Below are 17,182 nucleotides of genomic sequence, written 5' to 3'. Positions count from 1 at the left end.
CACTGAACCCTGCCTTTCACAAACCCGAAGAGAGCCACGATGAGCGTATCACTGCTGCTGCCGATGTCGGCATTTGCCCTGGCCGCGTCCATTTCCCCAGGGCCGGTCAACCTGGTCTGTTTGAGTAGCGGCACACACTACCCGCCCGCCAAGGGGCTGGTCTTTGTCACCGGGGCAACGCTTGGTTTTATCGCGCTCTTTTTGGGTATCGGCGCGGGGCTCTATTCGCTGCTTACATCCTGGCCACCGCTTGCCGCGCTTCTGCGCTATGCCGGGGTGGCGTTTTTGCTTTACCTGAGCGTTAAACTCGCACTCGATAACGGCCGGCTACCGGCCAGGACCCCGACCAAAGCGCCGGGATTTATGACCGGCGCCGCCATGCAGTGGCTCAACCCCAAGGCTTGGCTGGCTTCCGCTTCCGGCATTAGTGCCTACACCAGCGGGGGCGAGCTCCATCAGATTTTGCTCTTCGCAGCGATCTATCTGCCCGTTTGCTGGCTATCCCTGGCCTGCTGGGTAGCCGCCGGGGCTTTCTTGAAGCGCTACGTTCAAACACCCTGGATACTGGCCTCGCTCAACCGCTTGCTGGCCCTGCTACTAGCGATTAGCTGCGTTTTTATCCTGCTCGACTGAGACCTTTCGATACTGGTGCGGCGTGGCCGCCACCAGCCGCTTGAAGGTTCGTTGAAAATGCGGCTGGTCGTTAAAGCCCAGGGCCAGCGCTGTCTCGGCGATAGAGCGGCCCTCCTTGAGCTTTTGCTGACCCAACTGAATGCGCCGGTTGATCACGTAGGCGTGGGGCGTCATATCAAAATGCTTTTTAAATGCCCGAATCAAGTGTCCATCGCTCAAGCCGGAATAGTCGCACAGGTGCGCAAGCGAGAGCGCCTTCTGAGCATTTTCATCCAGGTAGCCAGCCAGCGATCGAAGGGCCGACGGCGCTTTCAAACTCGCTTGAGTGGGAGGTTCCTTCAGATGATGAAACACCGTCAGCAGGCAAGTGAACAATGCGCGCTGCTTGTCGGCAACACTCACCCGCTCATCCAATAAACACGCGGTCATATGTCGGTAACGCTGATAAAGCGCTGCATTGGAAATCGTCGGGGCTGCGATATCCTGCCACTGCGGCGTGGCCAAGAGCCCTGCTTGATAGCGCAACTCGGTGACCCACTGCGTATCGACGTAGAGCATCAGGTACGACCAGGGTTTCTCGACCATGGGGTTGCAGGCATGCACCCAGTGCGGGTTCATCAACACCAGATCACCGGCGCCAATCGCGTAGCGAGATGCCCGGTACTGAAAATGGCTGTTGCCGCGGGTCACCGCACCCAACGACCAGTGATCGTGGCTATGTAGGGCGTAGGCGACTTGTCGTGCATCGCCAATACAGCGCAGCTCTACATAGGGCATGCGTGGGTCGCGCCAGAACACCGGCGCCGTCGATGCGTTCACCACCAGGTTTTCCTCACAGCTTGAACGTTAATAAACTCCGCAGACGCTAGGTCTTTTGCGTATCATCGCCTACTTTACACAGTACCGTTTCAAGCGCCTATTTTGGCGTTGGCTCATACTGGACGGTTGAGCCATACCCTTTCGTCAGGAGGACTACGTGACCCCATCATCTCCCAACACGCCCGACCATAAAGACGCGATCCAGTTATACGCCCGTATGGGCTACGCCTCGCGGGGTGTCGTGTACTTGCTGGTCGGGGGTCTCGCTGCCATGGCCGCGTTCGGCCAGGGCGGGCAAACCGAAGGGAGCCGAGGGGCACTGGAAAGCGTGCTGAGCGCGCCTTTTGGTAAAGTCCTGCTGGCCATCATCGCCCTTGGCCTGCTCGGCTACGCCATGTGGCGCTCCATACAGGCCCTCAAGGACGCCGACCGCCACGGCACCGCCACCAAGGGTATCGCGATTCGCGCGGGGCTTTTGGTCAGCGCCGTTACCCATACATTGCTGGCCTTTTACGCGGCCAGCCTGATTTTTCGCCTGGGCGCCTCGTCCTCCGGCGATTCCGGCGGCTCGCAAGACGCGGTGATCTGGCTATTTCAGCAGCCGCTGGGCCGCTGGATCGTCGGCGCGGTGGGCCTTGCCATTATCGGCGCCGGTATCGCTCACGCCTTGAAAGGCTACAAGGCCAAGTTCGACAAGCACTTCAGCATGTCCACCGCCACCCAACAGTGGGCCTACCCGGTATGTCGTTTCGGGTTGGTGACTCGCGGCGTCGTTTTTATCATCGTGGGCAGTTTTTTTCTGATTGCGGCCTATAACGTCAACCCAAGCGAGGCGGGCGGCACCGAGGAAGTATTCAGCACGCTACGCACCCAGGCGTACGGGCAGTGGCTTTTGGCGTTTGTCGCGCTCGGGCTTTTTGCCTTCGGGGCCTACAGCGTACTGGCATCGCTCTACCGCCGCATCGACCCGGCGATGTAGGCCATGAAGCTTCTCTCGGCGGGTCAAAAGCAGTGGCTCGAGCGTCTCAATCACTCCCGGTACATGCTTTGGCTGCTGGGCACGCTCTCGTTTCTCGAGACGATCATTTTACCGGTGCCGCTGGAGCTCATCATCATTCCGCTGATGGCGTCCAACCGGGCGCGCATTTGGGCCATGGCAACCGTGGTGACGTTTGGCTGCCTGCTCGGCTCGCTGGTGGGTTACGGGGTGGGCATGCTGCTGTTTCAGTCCGTGGGTACCTGGCTGATCGGCTTCATGGGGGTCGAGCAAAGCTACCAGGCGTTTCAGACGTTTTTTGGCCAGTACGGGTTCGCGGCGATTCTGGCCATCGGCATTCTGCCGGTCCCCTTTCAGGTGGCCATGATCACCGCCGGGCTTTCCGGCTACCCTATTCTGCTTTTCGGGCTGGCGGCGGTTTTGGCCCGGGGCTTTCGTTACTACGGCATCGCCTGGCTCGTTTACCGCTTTGGCCATGAAGTAGAGCGCATGTGGCAGCGCCACGCGGTAAAAACCAGCATCGTGGCCGGCGTTTTGTTGCTGGCGGTGGGGCTGCTGATGCAGACGCTGGCGAGTCGCCTACTGTAAAAAACCCGGCGGTTTCATCCTCGCGCCCGCCGGGCTAACCGATCACCCCGCGTAGTCCCGCTCCACTTTGGCGATGCGCGTTTTAAACTGCGCATACCACTTTGCATGGCCCAATCGCTGCGCCTCCTGATGCTCGGCGTGGGCTTTCCACGCCTTGATCGACTCGATGTCCGCCCAGTAAGACACCGTCACCCCGACCTCCTCCCGCGCCGACTCCACGCCCAAAAACCCCGGCTGCTCGGCGGCAAGCTCCACCATTCGCGCGGCCATCTCGGCGTAACCTTGTTCGTTATCCGTGCGTATCGAGGTAAATACCACGGCGTAATACGGGGGCTTGGGGGTTGTAGCAATGGCGGTCATGGTCGCTCACTCGGGCAGGTTGGCTAAATTCGAGCCTTTTATCCTAAGTCCTTGCCAAGCGTTGTCGACCCGAAAACGACTTTTTTAGCGTCCATTCCACAATGTCCGAATCTGTCCGCTTCGTGGCCGCGGATGTGTCGCGGGCCTTGCGCCCTCCCCTTACGCTATAGCCTCCATGACCCACGAGGCTCACCATGACACACCCGACGACCGCCCTGCTGATGATCGACGTTCAGGCCTCTTTTCCCGCCAAGGCGTACTGGGTCGAGGCCCTTGCCGACACCTGGCGGCCCCACCAGCGCGCCCTGCTCGACGCCGCCCAACAACACGGCCTACCCATGGTGCGAATTTTTCACGAAGCTCCGGCAAGCCAAGGCCCGTTCGACCCCGTAAACGGCTTGATTTGTCCGCTTGAAGGGTTCGATGACGCCGCTGCCGCCACGTTTCACAAGCGCGTACATAACGCGTTCAGCGATACGGGGCTCGAGCGCTGGCTACGCGAACGGTCTATTGCACGCTTGGCCATCAGCGGCATCCGCAGCGAACAGTGCTGCGAAACCACCGCACGCGTGGCCTCGGATCTCGGCTTCGAGGTCGATTTTGTAAGCGATGCCACGCTTACGTTTCCCATGACGCGCCAGGGCGTCACCTGGCCCGCCGAGGATATCAAGGCGCGCACGGAGCTCGTGCTGGAAGACCGCTTTGCGCGTATTATCGACACCCAGGATTTGATCGACGAGTGGCGAGACGCGCGTGACCAATAGCCCCCAGCCAAGCCAGCCGCCCACCCCAAGGGGCAACACCCTGCGGGTGGCGGTATTGATGATGCCAGGACAGGTGCCGCTGGATCTGGTGGGCCCGCTTCAGGTATTGCAGTGCGCCAGCCGCTTGGGGCTGGACATCGACGTTAGCTATATCGGCCCCAGCGCCGCCCTTGAGTGGCTGGGGCCGCTAACGCTTTCCGGCATAGCGCCGCTACCGGATGAACTCCCCCACCAGCACCTGCTGCTGATTCCAGGCCAGTACCGCCGCCACCTTGACGTTGAGGCCCAGCGGGCGTGCATCGGCTGGCTAACGGCCAACGCGCCCTGCGCGGATACGCTGATGACGGTGTGCTCCGGGACACTGCTATTGGCGGATGCCGGGCTGCTCGATGGGCGGCGCTGCACCACCCACCACACGCTACTCGAGCAGCTGCGCGCCAAAGCGCCCCGGGCCCGCGTTCAGGGCGACTGCATTTTTAGCGAAGATGGCCGCTACCTGACCAGCGCAGGCATTTCCACGGGGATCGACACCATGCTGCACTGGCTCACCCGCGTAGGGGGCCATGGGCTGGCACTGGCGGTGGCTCGGGAGATGGTGCTGTATCTTCGCCGCAGCGGCCAGGAACCCCAGTTGGGTGCCTGGCTCGAGGGGCGCAACCACGTGGACGAGCGGATTCACCGGGTACAAGACGCCATTTGCGCGGCACCCGCCCACCCCTGGCGCAGCGAAGCGCTGGCCGCACAAGCGGCCATGAGCGAGCGCCACTTCCGGCGCCAGTTCAAACATCTCACCGGCCTGCAGGTAGGCGACTACATTAGCGGCCTGCGCCTGCAACGGGCCAGGGCGCTAATGATCGAAACCCAATGGAGTCTCGCTCGCATTGCCGAAGAGACGGGCTTTGGCGACGAGCGCCAGCTGCGCCGACGCTGGTCCCAAGAGGAAAAGCACCCACCCAGCGTATGGCGCCGCGTTCAACCGGGTATGGCCGATTTCGATCAGGGCAGCGCGAGTACGATCTGAACACACATCACCACCATGCACAGCATACCCACTCCATAGGCGATGGTGCGCCAGGGCTGAAGCGCGGCCAGGTAACAAAGCGTGTGGCAGTAGCGCGCAGCAGTAAAAATCATGAACAGCCACACGGCAAGCCCAGGCGCCGCCCCCACCATCACGTAGGCCACGCCCAGCCCCAGGAAAATGGGGATGTTTTCAAGGTCGTTCGACCAGGCTTTGCTCGCCTGCTGTACCTGGGGCAGCTCCTCCTGGGCAGGCTCCTTGCCCGCCATGCGCGCATCTTCCGGCGTTTTAAAGGTCATTTTGGTGATGCGATGAAATCCCTGGTAGAGACCCGTCGCCCACATTTTCACGAACAGCAGTACCGTGGCAACGGCGTACCAGTAAACGGGCTCTTCCATGATCGCTCCTTTTCTCGGTGGCGTTGTGGCTTTCATGACTCACCCGGCTAAGCATAGCCGACACACAAAATGACACCGATAAATTGCGGGATTCGTCCTGGGGCGTTACGTTTTTGACGTACGCGAGGTTTGATAAAGCGTAAGAGGCAATCGGTTGTTCTGATGCAGGTAGAGGATATGGATGCGATTATTCTGCCAGACAGCGCGTTGCCGCTAAATTTTCAGCAGCGCCCACCCCATTACCGGCTAAGGCGCTGGGTGCAGTGTTTGTGGTCACTGGGCGGGGGCGACGCGGGACCTTCCCGTATCGAGAAACTTTATCCCGATGGTGGGGCAAGCCTTACCATTCACCTTGATAAGGCCCAACCCGTCATTACGCTCTGTTTCAACAAACATACCCTGGTGGAAACGCTGGACGCGTCCACTGCGCGTATGGGAGTGCGCTTCAAACCCGCAGGTATGTACTGCCTGATGGGATTGGCTGCTGACGCCCATGTCGATTTTTATCATCGGCTTGAAAGCGCCAGCCAACCGGCGTGGTTGGCGAGCCTAATGCCCATCATCGATTCGCTTTACCCACTAGATAGCCCAGCAGGTATGAACCTGCTGGAAAGCTGGTTATTGGGGCTTTTGAATGGCGCGTCGGACATACAAAGTCGCCTGCCTCTGCTCGTCGATACGCTCAGTACGTCAAAGCTTTTGCCTGACCAGTTAGGTGCCCACTTGGGTTTCACCCGGCGCACGCTGGAGCGCAAACTCAAACGCGAAGTGGGGGCTTCTCCCAGCCAGTTGGTTAACTTCGCCCGCCTTCACCGCGCGCGTCACGCATTGATCGAAACCAGGAGGCCACTGGCCGATATAGCGCTTGGCTGTGGCTTCCATGATCAGGCCCATTTTACCCACGCCTTTAAAAAATTCGCCCTGGAAACCCCAAGCGTGTACCGCCAGCGCAAATTGTCGCAAAGTTACAAGGCGTAGCCGGCCCGCCGCTTTAAATTAAGGCCTTTCTTAAACGACACAGGCCTGCACCATGAAGACACGCCTCTCCCAGCAAGCGGTTTACACGCTCAATCCGCGTATCCCCAAACACCTGGCCGCACTGGCCAATACAAGCTCGGATAGTGCAGTGACACCCATGATCGTGCACCTGGTCGAGCTACGCGTTTCCCAGCTAAACCAGTGCTGTTTTTGCCAACATAAGCATGCCGAACAAGCACGCGAGAGTGGCGAGCATCAAGGGCGTCTCGACGTTCTGCCTGGCTGGCGCGAAGCGCCCTGCTTCAATGTCCAGGAGCGCGCCGCTCTGGCATGGGCTGAAGCTTTGACGCTGGTCAATCGACAGCGGGTGGATGACGCCACCTATCAGCAAGCGCTGGATGCGTTTGGTGAGCGCGACCTGATGGAGCTGACCGCCGTCATTCTTGCAATGAATAGCTGGAACCGGGTGGCCATTAGTATGCAGTTCGTTCCTGACATGACGGCCTCTTTGTAAACTGCCCTTGGCCTTTTGAAGGAGCCACGGCATCGCTTCTAAAATTCAGAGCGCTCGTTTACCATGCGCCACCCCCTTACGAGCGCCGCCCTGCCATGTCCGTCAACGCACTTTATACCGACCTTTCTCACTATTACGATTTGATGTGCGAGGACATCGACTACCCGGAGCAGAGCCGCGGCGTGCAGCGCCTTCACCATGTGCTGGGTAACGGCGGCCGCCGGCATCTGGACCTGGCCTGCGGCACCGGCCCGCACGTGCGCCACTTTCTGGATGCAGGCTTTGCAAGCAGCGGCCTGGATATCAACCCACCCATGCTGGCACTGGCCGCCGCCCGCTGCCCCGAGGCGCAGTTCAGCTGCCAGGACATGGGGAATTTCAGCGTTAGCGAACCCCAGGACCTGATCACCTGCTTTCTCTACTCTATTCACTACAGCGACGGTATCGCGCGGCTCAAGGCGTGTATCCAAAGCGCCTACCGCGCGCTTGAAAGCGGCGGCATGTTTTGTTTCAACGCCGTGGACAGGGAAAAGATCGACAATGCGCTTCTGGTCAGACACAAGGTGCGCAAGGGGGATGACGAGTTTGCGTTTCGTTCGGGCTGGCACTACCCGGGCAGCGGCGAAAAGCAGTCACTCAAGCTAAGTATCGAAAAAAGTCGGGGAAGCGGCGTTGAGCGCTGGGACGATGAACACGCCATGGTCGCCGTCAGTTTCGCCGAACTCACGGCGCTGCTGACACCCTACTTCACCGTGCAGGTTTTCGAGCACGACTACGCGGCCATTACGCCCTGGAACACCACCTCGGGCAACGCGATATTCGTCTGTATTAAAGCCTGACCGACGAAATCAGATGGGCCAAACGGCGCGATGAAACCTGGTCGCTGCCGCTATTGATCCGGTTTCTATTGAACCCGGTATTTATTGAACCTGGTCTCTATTGAACCTGGTCTCTATTGAACCCGGTCCCTATTGAACATAGTAGCCGCTGACGCGCCAGGCGCCGTCTTCGAAATGCGGGGTAACGGTTTCGGTGAGCAGCCGGTTGGCGAAGTTGGTCTGGAAGGTAAAGATCTTGTAGTCCCCCCGCGGGGCGCCGGGCATCGAGGTCTCGCTGATCACGCGCAGGCGGCGGCGGGACTTCATCTCGCCTACGTCCTGGCGGGCAAGCTCGATGGTACGCTCGAGCATGCTGGGCGAAAGCGGGCGCTGTAAAAGCGGTGAGGCGCTGTCCCAGGCTTTTTCGAACTCACCGTTATCGATACTTTGAAGCCAAGCCATCACCGCTGTTTCAGCGGCGTCCGCGTGGGCGCTGGCGGGAAGTACGGAAAAAACGAGGGCGGCCGCTAGGGCGCGCAGCGTGGTGGGCATGTAGGGCTCGCAGTGGTTGAAAAACGTTTGCTTTGCTATCCATACGTTATATCGGTCAATCGCCCTCCGACTTTAACGCCGCCCCAATGCCCGGCTGTGCCGGTTATAGCCCCTGCCGGCCCAAGGCTTACCGGTAGGCAGTTGCTTTAGCGCGCGATTGTACTAGGGTAATGGCTGGGCACGCGTCTCACCCTGCCTTCCATACCGATCTCTTTTCGGGGCGGTATTTAACCCAGCCGGCTTTTAATAATTAAAAAGGCATATAAAACGACACTAGCAAGGAAAACTTCATGTCATACCTACGCGTATGCCAGTTCAACAAGCTGGCACTTGGGCTTAGCGTTTCCGCAGCCATGATCTCGAGCGCGGCAGCGCAAACCAGTGACCAGCAAACCATCGAAGAGCTGCGCTCACAGCTCAACCAGATGCAGCAGCGCCTCGAACGGTTGGAAAGCCAGCAAGGTACCGCCGCCTCCAGCACCGCTCAGTCAGGCACGACCTCCCAAGGCGATTCCAACCAGGACTATACGAGTCAGAACGCGAACCAGGGCTCATCGGATCGTGGCTCTTCGAGCCAGGGCTATACGGAGCAAAGCTCATCCGGTGACACGGGCGCCGAAGGCTCCTCCTCCCGGGACGGACAGGAACTGGCCCAGGAAAACCAAAGCACACTCGAAGAGATGCAGCAGGTCGAATTCGGCGGACTGGTAGAGTTCAGCGGCAGCGCGAACGACTGGGACGACCAGAGCAAGGATACCGTTGGCGATCTCGACTTCGGCAAGCTCGTTTTCACCGTAGAAGGCGAAACCGGCAATATCGATTATTCCCTGGCCTACCGCTTCTACGACGACTACCACTTTCTGCAGCACGGCTGGGTCGGCTATAACCCCACCGAGGAAGATTCCATTCAACTGGGTCTGGTGCAAACGCCGTTCGGCAACATGGATTACGGCTACCTGGGCTACTATGGCAACCTGGGGTACCTGGCAGGCTTCAACGATAACCAGAACGCCGGTATCAAGTGGGACCGCTCTGCCGGGGCCTGGGATACGTCGCTGGCCTTTTTCAAAAGCGACAGCTTGAGTAACGACAACGAGCACTACGGCGCCAACGCCGTGGGCGACAGCGCCCAGGGTAACAGCGAAGAGAACCAGGTCGCCGCGCGAGTAGGCTATACCTTTGGTTACGACACCGACTACGCTACACAGGTGAACGTGTCCGCCAAGGGCGGCCAGCTTTATAACCGCAACACCGAGCGCAGCGGCGATAACTGGTCCGCCGCCCTGGGCGTAGACGGAAGCTACGGCAACTGGCGCACGCTCGCTCAGGCCACGACCTACGAGTACAACGCCAAGAACCCGGCGGAAAGTGAATCGGGTATTTCCGATAACGCCCTGCAAATCGGCGCCTTCAACTTCAACTACCTGATTCCCGCCAAGGGTGAGATCTACTCGGCAAGCGTGGGCTACAACCTGGAAGTGGATTGGGGCCCGGTCGACAACCTGTTCTTCTTCAATGACTTCAGCGTCATCGACCCCTCCGGCGACTACAGCGCCATCAATGGTGGCTTCGGCGATCAACAAAACCCCATGGTCAACGACCTGGGGGTACAAATGACCGCCGGCCCCTTCTTTGCCTGGTTCGATATCGTGAGCAACAAAAACGGGTTGGATTACTTCGGCTCGCCGGTCGACAACGGCTGGAATACGGCGTTTCTCACCAACTTCGGTTTCGAGTTCTAAGCCGCGCCCCGCGTAGCAAAAAGGCCCCGAGAGGGCCTTTTTAGTTTAAAACGCTTCGTTTAAACGCGGCGCAAGGGCGGTGGGTTCACGCCTTCGCAGCGCCGTTTTCCTGCGCCGGGCGGTACTGGTTCTGCAGGCCCATCAGAAAATTACGCAGCATTTGATCCTTGCACTCCCGGTAATTCTTGTGGCCGGGCTTACGGAAAAACGCACTCAGCTCATGGTGGCTTAATGGCAGGCCCTCGCGCTCGAACACCGCGATAATATCGTCGGCCTGCATGTTCAAGGCGATACGCAGCTTCTGGAATACCTTGTTGTTATTGAGCTTGGCTTCCGGCTTGGGCGCCGGGCCTTCACGCTTGCCGCGCTTATAGCTGATAAAGCCGTTCAAAAACGCCGCCAGATCCTTGTCCTTCATCGTCTCAAAGGCCTCGTCGTCGTCCTTTTTCAACCAGGCCGTTACCTGCTCTAAAGCAACGTCCACATCGGCCAGCTTGAAAATGGCCACGATGGCGGTGTCTTTCAAATCGAAGGTGTAACGGATGCGGCGTAAAATATCGTTATTGGTCAACGTGGGGGTCCTAACGAGTAGTGAGCGAGGTCAGCAGCGCGTCGATCTCGGCTTTCAGTTCATCATCTTGAATGTTGGCTGCGCCGGCTTTGGCTTGGCGCAGGCTTTTAATGGCGTCGTCGATGTCGTCCCGCTCTACCTGAAGCGTTGCCATCGAGAAACCGATCGAAGCGATATGATCCTGGGAGGGTATGGCGACGGCTTTATCCAGTGCTTTTTGGTAAAGCACCAGCGCCTCGTCCAGCTCTTCGCTAAAGTCGGCCAGCGTTTCCCATTGCTCCGGGTGGTCTTTCTCGGTGTATTCGTTATCGATACAGATAGCTTCGAGCTCGGCGTACAGCACATCGAAGCTTTCGCGGTCGTCCTTGTGCGCCGCTTTCATCAGCTTCTCGGCCAGCTCATACACGGCCTTGTAGATTTTGGTGTTAATCATTACGTCAAAACGTCTCTTGAATAAAAATCGGAACCTGCCGCCGGCGTGTTTGCGCGTGACGCTACACCTTTACGCGGCCAGTTTAAAGCCAAACGAGCCCGCTGTAAGGTTTCGAATTAAGCGATGCCAACCGGCTTGCCAAACCACCCGCGTGAATTTCCAGTTTGTGTCCGTCCGGGTCCAGTATATAGATAGACGCTCCTTCGCTGGTGTTCTCTTTCCATTGACGTACATTCAGCGCCTCGAGCCGGGTGCAAAAGGCCTCGAAATCGACCTTTTCGATATCGAACGCGATATGGGTGTAGTCCTCTTTCGCACAAGGGGTATCGCAAGAAAGACACAGCCATAGATCCCCTGCCGAAAGGTAAGCGCCATTGTCCCACTTCACGTGACCGGCGAGCCCCAGCACATGGGTATAAAAGTGGAGCGAGCGCTCGAGGTCGCTGACAGCCAGAGTGATATGGTTTAGACCCGTGATCATTGTTCTGTTCCTTATATATTCGACTCAAACGATCCTTGATATAGCTTTATTCATTCGTAGTCAGTCTATATCTCGAGCCACCATCAAAACTTCATCAGCCGAATAAAGATTCGAAATGGTCGCCACCCCTTCAGCGCCCAGCGCGCTTCTATACAGTTTTTGAGCATTGTTATTGGCTCTTGTGCTTACTAAAATGCTCTTTGGTACAGAGTTTTTCAAAGCAAGCTGTTCTCTTTACGAAACCGTTAAGTTGGTCAAGAACTTGGAAAAGCTGCAGTGCATTCTGATGCTGAAGCTCCGGCATTAGCGCTACTACGCCAGCGAATAACGGGGTCGTAACGCATCAGGCAGGCCGGGTAAACGCCCGGCGCGCCTCATTGATGCGCGGGCGCAGAAAGCACGCTTCTGCGTGATCGTTAATTAGGCCCATGGCCTGCATGAAAGCGAACACCGTGGTAGGGCCGACGAACTTCCAGCCGCGTTTCTTCAGATCTTTCGAGAGTGCGATGGACGTCGGTGAGGAGGAGACGCTTTGCGGCGCGGCCACGTCCTCCTCCCGAGGCTCGAAGCGCCAGAAGTACGCCGCCAGCGACCCTTCCTCTTCGACCAACTCGCTGGCGCGCCGGGCATTGTTGATCACAGCCTCGATCTTGCCGCGATGGCGAACGATGCCGGCGTCCTCGAGCAGGTGCTCGACATCGCCCTCATCGAAAGCCGCCACCTGGTAAAAATCGAACCCGGCAAAGGCGGCGCGAAAATTCTCGCGCTTGACCAAAATGGTGCGCCAGCTAAGCCCGGCCTGAAACGCCTCGAGGCTTATTTTCTCGAACAGGCGCTGGTCACCCGCGACCGGAAAGCCCCACTCGTGGTCGTGATAGGCATCGAACTCCGGCGCCGTAGCGCACCACCCGCAGCGACGCTTTCCATCCGGGCCTTGCGTTGTCGTGTTCATGAGTATGATGTCCGGTAAACCCAAGCGGACGAGTAGTTTAACAAAGGCAGCTTGCCAGTGTGTGACGCCCACCAGGCGCTCAGGGCTTGTAGCGGGTCAACACCACGCCAAGCGTAATCAACGAGGACGACACGAACCGCCAGACACCAAAGCCCTCCTTCAAAATAAAGGTCGAGATCAGCGCGGCGAACAACACGCTGGTCTCACGCAAGGCCGAGACCATTCCCAGCGGGGCGTAAGCCATGGCCCAGATAACGATCCAATACGCCCCCACCTGCAGGCCGCCGCCCACGGTGGCGGGCAGCAGGTTCTCCCGCACTACCCGTTTGATGGCGTTGAGTTTCCAGAGGGAAGCAATCAAAAAGGTCAGCACGCCGTTACCGATGGTAAGGCAAACGGCAAACCCCATTATTGAGCCGGCCTGCCGCGCGCCCAGCCCGCCCACTAGCGTGTAGGAGGCAATGAACGCCCCCGTTCCCAGCGCCAAGAATATTGCGCGCGGGTTTTGCGTAATGCCAGTGGCTTTCTCGAAAGCCAGCGCAATGACCCCCACCGCCAAACAGACGACCCCCAACAAGGGAATGAAACTAAGCACCTCCGCGGCAAAAATGGCGGCGCCTAATGTGACCAGCAGCGGGGCCGAACCGCGGGCAATGGGGTAAACCTGCCCGAAATCGCCATACTGATACGCCAAGGGCAAACTGAAGTGATACGCGGTATGCAGCAAGATAGCAGTGGCCAGAAGCGGCCAACTGGCGGAGTCTGGCAGCGCCACGAACGGCAGCGCCAACAGCGATATTAAACTTCCCAGCAGCGTGATGACCGCCATGACGGCGATTCGGTCGCCGCTGACCTTGACGATGGCGTTCCAACTGGCGTTGAAGAAGGCCGCCAGCAATACGATTATTGTTATTTCCAGGCTCATGATTTTCCCTTTGGCGCATCATTAAAGTGCCGCGCATTGATCGGCAAATCTCGCAGCATCGTACCGGACTATGACGCCTTGAATACTCCTCAGGCAAGGCGCGCGCCAACCAAAGGGTCGAGGCTTTTCCGCTTATGCCTCGTCGAAGACGAGCGCCGGATTGTCGCCAATGGGCCACGTGATTGCGCCATGAAAGCACCGTGACAGCTCCTCCATTGCCCTCTTTCTCTTGGCCGGCGGTCTATGTGGCAGAAAGACGTGCCAGTATGCTGATCGCGCGCTTCAACCGCCGCATTCCCTCCTGGATATCCGCTTCGGGGATGATGAGCGATGGCGTCAACCGCAGCACCATGGCCCCGGCCATCTGGGCGATCAGCCCCTCTCTTATCAGTAGTGGCATGAGCGACTCCGCGCGGCCCTGATACACCTCACTCAACTCGGCGCCAATCAGCAGCCCTTCACCGCGAATCTCCTTGAATACGGGGTACTGTTGGTTGATCGCCTCGAGTTGCTCGATCATGAGTTGATGGCGCGCTTCGACGCCGCTCAAAACCTCTGGCGTGTCGATCGTCTCCAGCGCGGCCATGGCCACGGCGCAGGCAAGCGGGTTACCGCCATAGGTCGAGCCGTGGGTGCCCACCGCGAAGGACGCCGCAATAGAGCTTGTGGTCAGCATAGCGGCAATGGGAAAGCCGCCCCCCAATGCCTTGGCACTGGTAAGAATATCCGGCACTACGTGGTGGTGCATGTAAGCGTAAAGCGAGCCCGTGCGCCCCATGCCCGTTTGCACCTCATCGAAGATCAGTAGCGCCTGGTGCTGATTGCATAGTGCGCGCAAGCCTTCGAGAAAATCCTGCCGGGCGGGAACGACGCCGCTCTCCCCCTGTACCGGTTCGATTATCACCGCGCAGGTGGCATCGTCGATCAGCGCGCGTACGCTTTCCAGGTCGTTGAATTCGCCGTGTACCACGCCTTGCGGTAGCGGGCCAAAGCCTTCGGTATACGCGGGTTGACCACCGGCCGTCACGGTCAATAGCGAGCGGCCGTGAAAGGCCTGCTTGAAAGCGATGATCGTGTGCTTTTGGGGGCCGAAGTGGTCGTAGGCGTAGCGCCTGGCAAGCTTCAGCGCCGCTTCGTTGGCTTCATTACCGGAGGAGCAGAAAAAGACCTTATCAGCGAAGGTGCGCTGGGTAAGCGCGCGGGCCAGCGCCAGCGCCGGCTCATTGGTGTAAACGTTAGAGAGATGCCAGACCCGCCGCGCTTGGGCTTGTAGCGCCGTAATAAGTGCCGGGTGGCAGTGTCCCAGGCCGCTCACGGCCACGCCGCCGGCAAAATCGATGTATTCCCGCCCCGCCTGGTCCCACAGGCGGCTGCCCTGCCCGTGGGTAAGCATGACCTCTTGGGGTGCGTAGTTGGGCGTCATGTAACGCGCATAATCCTCGCGCTGTGGGGTTTGCGGGCGATTCGATAACGTGGGCTGTTCCATGATCACTCCTGGCGGTTAGCAGCATTGACGCAGTATCATCCAGAAGCAGGGCTGGAAAAACACAGCCAGATTGGAAGCACTATAAAGCGAGGCTTGATAATGGATCTTTACCACTCGATGGAGGTCTTCGTGGCCGTGGTAGAGAGCGGCAGCATGACCGCGGCGGGTGATCGTTGCGGTTTGTCCACGACCATGGTGGGCAACCACCTGCGCGCGCTCGAAAAGCGCTTGGGCGTTAGCCTGTTGCGGCGCACCACCCGGCGTCAGAGCCTCACCGAGTTTGGCGCGGTTTACTATCAGCGCTGCGTGGACATCCTCGCGCTGGTCGCGGATTCCGAACGCCAGGCCGAAGCCAGCCAGGCCATACCCAAAGGAACACTCAAGATCACCGCGCCGCCCACCTTCGGCGCAGAGTGTTTGATGCCAAGGCTAGCCCCCTTTATGGCGCGCTACCCGGAGATCAAGCTGGATGTGGCGCTTACCGACCGGGTGATCGACCTGGTCGAAGAGCGCTTCGACGCAGCGTTTCGCTTAGGCACGCTGGAGACCTCCGACACCCTGGTCGCCCGCCCGCTGATGAATTACGGCCTTACCCTTTGCGCCTCACCCACGTACCTGCAACGCCAGGGCGCGCCGCAAACGCCATGTGAGCTGGCCCACCACGACTGCCTGGCGTTTGCCTACCCGCCGGGCACCGAGTGGCAGTGGGCCGAAAAAAAGTGGCAGTTTCACGGCCCTGAAGGAGAAGTCACCGTGGAGTTTTTAAGCCGTATCGAAGTGAATCACGCCCAGGGGCTGCGCCAGGCCGCGCTGGCGGGCATCGGCATTGCGATGCTGCCCAACGTACAGATCAGCGAGGATATCCGCGCCGGGCGGCTAATCCCTTTGTTGGCACATTACTCGCTGCCCCAGCGCCCGATGCATCTTCTCTATCATCAGGACCACTACCGTTCGCCCAAACTGCGCAGCTTCATCGACTTCGCGGTGGAGGCATTGGGTAGTTGATGGTGGTGTTCACCCTGCCTGCCAGTGGGTCGTATACGCAGTAGTACAGTCACAGTCAGCACAGTCATTCAGGACGCGGCGCCGTTGATGGCCCTGACCGGTATTTCAGCAACGCTGGCCTCATCGGCGAGGCGCATATTGATGGCGACGGTGGGTTCATCACACCGCTCCGTGGTTTGGTAATGAGTAGTACAACCGCACGTCGTACACCAATGAAATTCGGCTTCTTTATCCCCCCAGCTATAGAACACCGTCTTTGAATGGCGACAGTTTATCGTGACCAGGTTGGGTGAATAGTAAGCCCAGAGCGCCGCATACCGACGGCAAATCGAACAGTTACACTGGCCGATCTCTTCCGGAAAGTGAGCGGCGGTGATTTCGACATTTCCACAGTGGCAGGTAACCTTCACAGGCACTCCCTTTTCATGACGCCCAGTCGGGTTAACGCTTATCGTTAGTAGCGAACTCGCGGGCCAGCATTGAATAAATGGCGTGGTCGGCATAGTTGCCGTAGAGATACTCACGCTCGCGCAGGACGCCCTCGAACGTGAACGCCAGCCGCTCGGCAATGGCCCGGCTTTTAACGTTTTCCGTCGCGCAGGCAATTTCGATGCGGTTCAAGCCGTGTTCGCGAAAACCGACGTCGACTAGCGCTTTAACGGCCTGGGTCATGATGCCTTTGCCTGTATAGCTCTCGCTCATCCAGTACCCGATACCTGCCCGCCGGTTCGTCGTATCGAAGGGATGAAAGCCGCATACGCCGCAGGCCGACCCATTATAAAAAACGCCGTACTGCGGGCCCTTGCCCGCCTCGTACTGCTTAATAACCGACGTTAAAAAAGCTTCGGTATTGGCGGGCGACTGATTGGCATCGATCCAGGGCAGCCACGCGCGCAAATGCGCCCGGTTTTGATCGACCAGCTCGAACACCTCATCCCGGTGTTCCATGCCAAGCAGCCTTAACTCGATGGACTCGCTAATCAACAACGCTCTCTCCTTTTGTAACACGATACTTGCCCTTGGCTTCGCGCAGGTAGGAGGCAATAACCTGCTCGGAGGGGTCCGCTTCAAGCAATAGTTCGATGGACATTTCACCAGCGCCTACTTCCAGATAGTGCACGTTTCACCTCGCGGGGTCTTGATAC

At 58.8% G+C, this 17,182-nt stretch carries 23 protein-coding genes; 10 read left to right on the top strand and 13 right to left on the bottom strand.

The window, feature by feature from the left end:
* The first annotated feature begins 39 nt into the window (after positions 1-39).
* On the top strand, positions 40-633 hold the full coding sequence (locus ACWHVV_RS07440) for a LysE family translocator (protein ID WP_447928767.1): 594 nt from the start codon (positions 40-42) through the stop codon (positions 631-633).
* Here ACWHVV_RS07440 and ACWHVV_RS07435 read toward each other — a convergent pair.
* Positions 598-1,452: a helix-turn-helix domain-containing protein gene (locus ACWHVV_RS07435; RefSeq protein WP_447928766.1), complete on the bottom strand. Its 855-nt coding sequence runs from the start codon at positions 1,450-1,452 to the stop codon at positions 598-600. The two genes, ACWHVV_RS07440 and ACWHVV_RS07435, sit on opposite strands and share 36 nt — an antisense overlap.
* A gap of 157 nt (positions 1,453-1,609) precedes the next feature.
* Here ACWHVV_RS07435 and ACWHVV_RS07430 point away from each other — a divergent pair, with 157 nt between their 5' ends.
* Entirely contained in the window at positions 1,610-2,431 is an 822-nt protein-coding gene (locus tag ACWHVV_RS07430) for a DUF1206 domain-containing protein (protein WP_447928765.1), read from the top strand.
* 3 nt (positions 2,432-2,434) lie between these two features.
* The gene (locus tag ACWHVV_RS07425; RefSeq protein WP_447928764.1) at positions 2,435-3,037 is read left to right on the top strand and encodes a YqaA family protein; all 603 of its coding nucleotides are present in this window, start codon (positions 2,435-2,437) and stop codon (positions 3,035-3,037) included.
* 42 nt (positions 3,038-3,079) lie between these two features.
* Here ACWHVV_RS07425 and ACWHVV_RS07420 read toward each other — a convergent pair whose 3' ends face one another.
* Positions 3,080-3,397 carry an antibiotic biosynthesis monooxygenase family protein gene (locus tag ACWHVV_RS07420; RefSeq protein ID WP_447928763.1) on the bottom strand — a complete coding sequence of 106 codons (318 nt, stop codon included), beginning with the start codon at positions 3,395-3,397 and terminating at the stop codon, positions 3,080-3,082.
* 194 nt (positions 3,398-3,591) lie between these two features.
* Here ACWHVV_RS07420 and ACWHVV_RS07415 point away from each other — a divergent pair, with 194 nt between their 5' ends.
* Together ACWHVV_RS07415 and ACWHVV_RS07410 are read left to right on the top strand one after the other, a co-directional pair.
* Complete coding sequence (locus ACWHVV_RS07415) at positions 3,592-4,161, top strand: isochorismatase family protein (RefSeq protein WP_447928762.1); 570 nt, start codon at positions 3,592-3,594, stop codon at positions 4,159-4,161.
* Positions 4,151-5,182, top strand: coding sequence for a GlxA family transcriptional regulator (locus tag ACWHVV_RS07410; protein ID WP_447928761.1), 1,032 nt, complete (start codon positions 4,151-4,153; stop codon positions 5,180-5,182). The genes ACWHVV_RS07415 and ACWHVV_RS07410 overlap by 11 nt, the downstream gene beginning before the upstream one ends.
* Here the strand turns inward: ACWHVV_RS07410 and ACWHVV_RS07405 are convergent.
* Entirely contained in the window at positions 5,158-5,580 is a 423-nt protein-coding gene (locus ACWHVV_RS07405; RefSeq protein ID WP_447928760.1) for an MAPEG family protein, read from the bottom strand. The two genes, ACWHVV_RS07410 and ACWHVV_RS07405, sit on opposite strands and share 25 nt — an antisense overlap.
* A gap of 177 nt (positions 5,581-5,757) precedes the next feature.
* Here ACWHVV_RS07405 and ACWHVV_RS07400 point away from each other — a divergent pair, with 177 nt between their 5' ends.
* The 3 genes from ACWHVV_RS07400 (at position 5,758) to ACWHVV_RS07390 (ending at position 7,911) form a co-directional block, all read left to right on the top strand.
* A complete protein-coding gene (locus ACWHVV_RS07400) occupies positions 5,758-6,558 on the top strand; it encodes a helix-turn-helix domain-containing protein (RefSeq protein ID WP_447928759.1) in 801 nt (266 codons plus the stop codon).
* Positions 6,559-6,610: 52 nt separating this feature from the next.
* Entirely contained in the window at positions 6,611-7,072 is a 462-nt protein-coding gene (locus ACWHVV_RS07395) for a carboxymuconolactone decarboxylase family protein (protein ID WP_447928758.1), read from the top strand.
* Positions 7,073-7,167: 95 nt separating this feature from the next.
* Entirely contained in the window at positions 7,168-7,911 is a 744-nt protein-coding gene (locus tag ACWHVV_RS07390) for a class I SAM-dependent DNA methyltransferase (protein WP_447928757.1), read from the top strand.
* 129 nt (positions 7,912-8,040) lie between these two features.
* Here the strand turns inward: ACWHVV_RS07390 and ACWHVV_RS07385 are convergent, their stop codons facing one another.
* Entirely contained in the window at positions 8,041-8,442 is a 402-nt protein-coding gene (locus ACWHVV_RS07385; RefSeq protein WP_447928756.1) for a DUF4019 domain-containing protein, read from the bottom strand.
* Between the two features lie 290 nt (positions 8,443-8,732).
* Between ACWHVV_RS07385 and ACWHVV_RS07380 the strand changes: the two genes are divergently transcribed.
* Entirely contained in the window at positions 8,733-10,184 is a 1,452-nt protein-coding gene (locus ACWHVV_RS07380; RefSeq protein ID WP_447928755.1) for a hypothetical protein, read from the top strand.
* A gap of 85 nt (positions 10,185-10,269) precedes the next feature.
* Here ACWHVV_RS07380 and ACWHVV_RS07375 read toward each other — a convergent pair whose 3' ends face one another.
* The 6 genes from ACWHVV_RS07375 to ACWHVV_RS07350 all read right to left on the bottom strand — a co-directional run bounded on the left by ACWHVV_RS07375 (position 10,270) and on the right by ACWHVV_RS07350 (position 15,032).
* Positions 10,270-10,755, bottom strand: a complete 486-nt coding sequence (locus ACWHVV_RS07375; protein ID WP_447928754.1) for a DUF1456 family protein — start codon at positions 10,753-10,755, stop codon at positions 10,270-10,272.
* 10 nt (positions 10,756-10,765) lie between these two features.
* Entirely contained in the window at positions 10,766-11,188 is a 423-nt protein-coding gene (locus ACWHVV_RS07370) for a tetratricopeptide repeat protein (protein WP_447895761.1), read from the bottom strand.
* Between the two features lie 82 nt (positions 11,189-11,270).
* Positions 11,271-11,669 carry a fosfomycin resistance glutathione transferase gene (gene fos / locus ACWHVV_RS07365; RefSeq protein WP_447928753.1) on the bottom strand — a complete coding sequence of 133 codons (399 nt, stop codon included), beginning with the start codon at positions 11,667-11,669 and terminating at the stop codon, positions 11,271-11,273.
* Positions 11,670-12,012: 343 nt separating this feature from the next.
* On the bottom strand, positions 12,013-12,621 hold the full coding sequence (locus tag ACWHVV_RS07360) for a DNA-3-methyladenine glycosylase I (RefSeq protein WP_447928752.1): 609 nt from the start codon (positions 12,619-12,621) through the stop codon (positions 12,013-12,015).
* A gap of 79 nt (positions 12,622-12,700) precedes the next feature.
* Positions 12,701-13,546, bottom strand: a complete 846-nt coding sequence (locus ACWHVV_RS07355) for an EamA family transporter (protein WP_447928751.1) — start codon at positions 13,544-13,546, stop codon at positions 12,701-12,703.
* A gap of 241 nt (positions 13,547-13,787) precedes the next feature.
* Complete coding sequence (locus ACWHVV_RS07350) at positions 13,788-15,032, bottom strand: acetylornithine/succinyldiaminopimelate transaminase (RefSeq protein WP_447928750.1); 1,245 nt, start codon at positions 15,030-15,032, stop codon at positions 13,788-13,790.
* Between the two features lie 99 nt (positions 15,033-15,131).
* Here ACWHVV_RS07350 and ACWHVV_RS07345 point away from each other — a divergent pair, with 99 nt between their 5' ends.
* Positions 15,132-16,037 carry a LysR family transcriptional regulator gene (locus ACWHVV_RS07345; protein ID WP_447928749.1) on the top strand — a complete coding sequence of 302 codons (906 nt, stop codon included), beginning with the start codon at positions 15,132-15,134 and terminating at the stop codon, positions 16,035-16,037.
* 68 nt (positions 16,038-16,105) lie between these two features.
* Here ACWHVV_RS07345 and ACWHVV_RS07340 read toward each other — a convergent pair whose 3' ends face one another.
* Genes ACWHVV_RS07340 through ACWHVV_RS07330 form a run of 3 tightly spaced genes read right to left on the bottom strand, consistent with a single transcriptional unit; the run spans position 16,106 to position 17,157 of the window.
* A complete protein-coding gene (locus tag ACWHVV_RS07340) occupies positions 16,106-16,447 on the bottom strand; it encodes a GFA family protein (RefSeq protein WP_447928748.1) in 342 nt (113 codons plus the stop codon).
* 31 nt (positions 16,448-16,478) lie between these two features.
* On the bottom strand, positions 16,479-17,024 hold the full coding sequence (locus ACWHVV_RS07335) for a GNAT family N-acetyltransferase (protein ID WP_447928747.1): 546 nt from the start codon (positions 17,022-17,024) through the stop codon (positions 16,479-16,481).
* Positions 17,014-17,157 (bottom strand): hypothetical protein, encoded by a 144-nt coding sequence (locus tag ACWHVV_RS07330; protein WP_447928746.1) that lies wholly within the window; start codon positions 17,155-17,157, stop codon positions 17,014-17,016. Before ACWHVV_RS07330 ends, ACWHVV_RS07335 begins: the two co-directional genes overlap by 11 nt.
* Positions 17,158-17,182 lie beyond the last annotated feature (25 nt).

This window comes from Vreelandella sp. EE27, from assembly GCF_968206495.1.
The sequence above is the reverse complement of the archived record's forward strand: the minus strand, read 5'-3'. Positions and strand labels throughout refer to the sequence as shown.

What these genes read in the sequence shown, in the direction of transcription:
- ACWHVV_RS07440 (WP_447928767.1), top strand. Translation starts at nt 40, where the DNA reads ATGAGCGTATCACTGCTGCTGCCGATGTCGGCATTTGCCCTGGCCGCG.
- ACWHVV_RS07425 (WP_447928764.1), top strand. Translation starts at nt 2,435, where the DNA reads ATGAAGCTTCTCTCGGCGGGTCAAAAGCAGTGGCTCGAGCGTCTCAAT.
- ACWHVV_RS07420 (WP_447928763.1), bottom strand. Translation starts at nt 3,397, where the DNA reads ATGACCGCCATTGCTACAACCCCCAAGCCCCCGTATTACGCCGTGGTA.
- ACWHVV_RS07415 (WP_447928762.1), top strand. Translation starts at nt 3,592, where the DNA reads ATGACACACCCGACGACCGCCCTGCTGATGATCGACGTTCAGGCCTCT.
- ACWHVV_RS07405 (WP_447928760.1), bottom strand. Translation starts at nt 5,580, where the DNA reads ATGGAAGAGCCCGTTTACTGGTACGCCGTTGCCACGGTACTGCTGTTC.
- ACWHVV_RS07400 (WP_447928759.1), top strand. Translation starts at nt 5,758, where the DNA reads ATGGATGCGATTATTCTGCCAGACAGCGCGTTGCCGCTAAATTTTCAG.
- ACWHVV_RS07395 (WP_447928758.1), top strand. Translation starts at nt 6,611, where the DNA reads ATGAAGACACGCCTCTCCCAGCAAGCGGTTTACACGCTCAATCCGCGT.
- ACWHVV_RS07390 (WP_447928757.1), top strand. Translation starts at nt 7,168, where the DNA reads ATGTCCGTCAACGCACTTTATACCGACCTTTCTCACTATTACGATTTG.
- ACWHVV_RS07385 (WP_447928756.1), bottom strand. Translation starts at nt 8,442, where the DNA reads ATGCCCACCACGCTGCGCGCCCTAGCGGCCGCCCTCGTTTTTTCCGTA.
- ACWHVV_RS07380 (WP_447928755.1), top strand. Translation starts at nt 8,733, where the DNA reads ATGTCATACCTACGCGTATGCCAGTTCAACAAGCTGGCACTTGGGCTT.
- ACWHVV_RS07370 (WP_447895761.1), bottom strand. Translation starts at nt 11,188, where the DNA reads ATGATTAACACCAAAATCTACAAGGCCGTGTATGAGCTGGCCGAGAAG.
- fos (WP_447928753.1), bottom strand. Translation starts at nt 11,669, where the DNA reads ATGATCACGGGTCTAAACCATATCACTCTGGCTGTCAGCGACCTCGAG.
- ACWHVV_RS07360 (WP_447928752.1), bottom strand. Translation starts at nt 12,621, where the DNA reads ATGAACACGACAACGCAAGGCCCGGATGGAAAGCGTCGCTGCGGGTGG.
- ACWHVV_RS07355 (WP_447928751.1), bottom strand. Translation starts at nt 13,546, where the DNA reads ATGAGCCTGGAAATAACAATAATCGTATTGCTGGCGGCCTTCTTCAAC.
- ACWHVV_RS07350 (WP_447928750.1), bottom strand. Translation starts at nt 15,032, where the DNA reads ATGGAACAGCCCACGTTATCGAATCGCCCGCAAACCCCACAGCGCGAG.
- ACWHVV_RS07345 (WP_447928749.1), top strand. Translation starts at nt 15,132, where the DNA reads ATGGATCTTTACCACTCGATGGAGGTCTTCGTGGCCGTGGTAGAGAGC.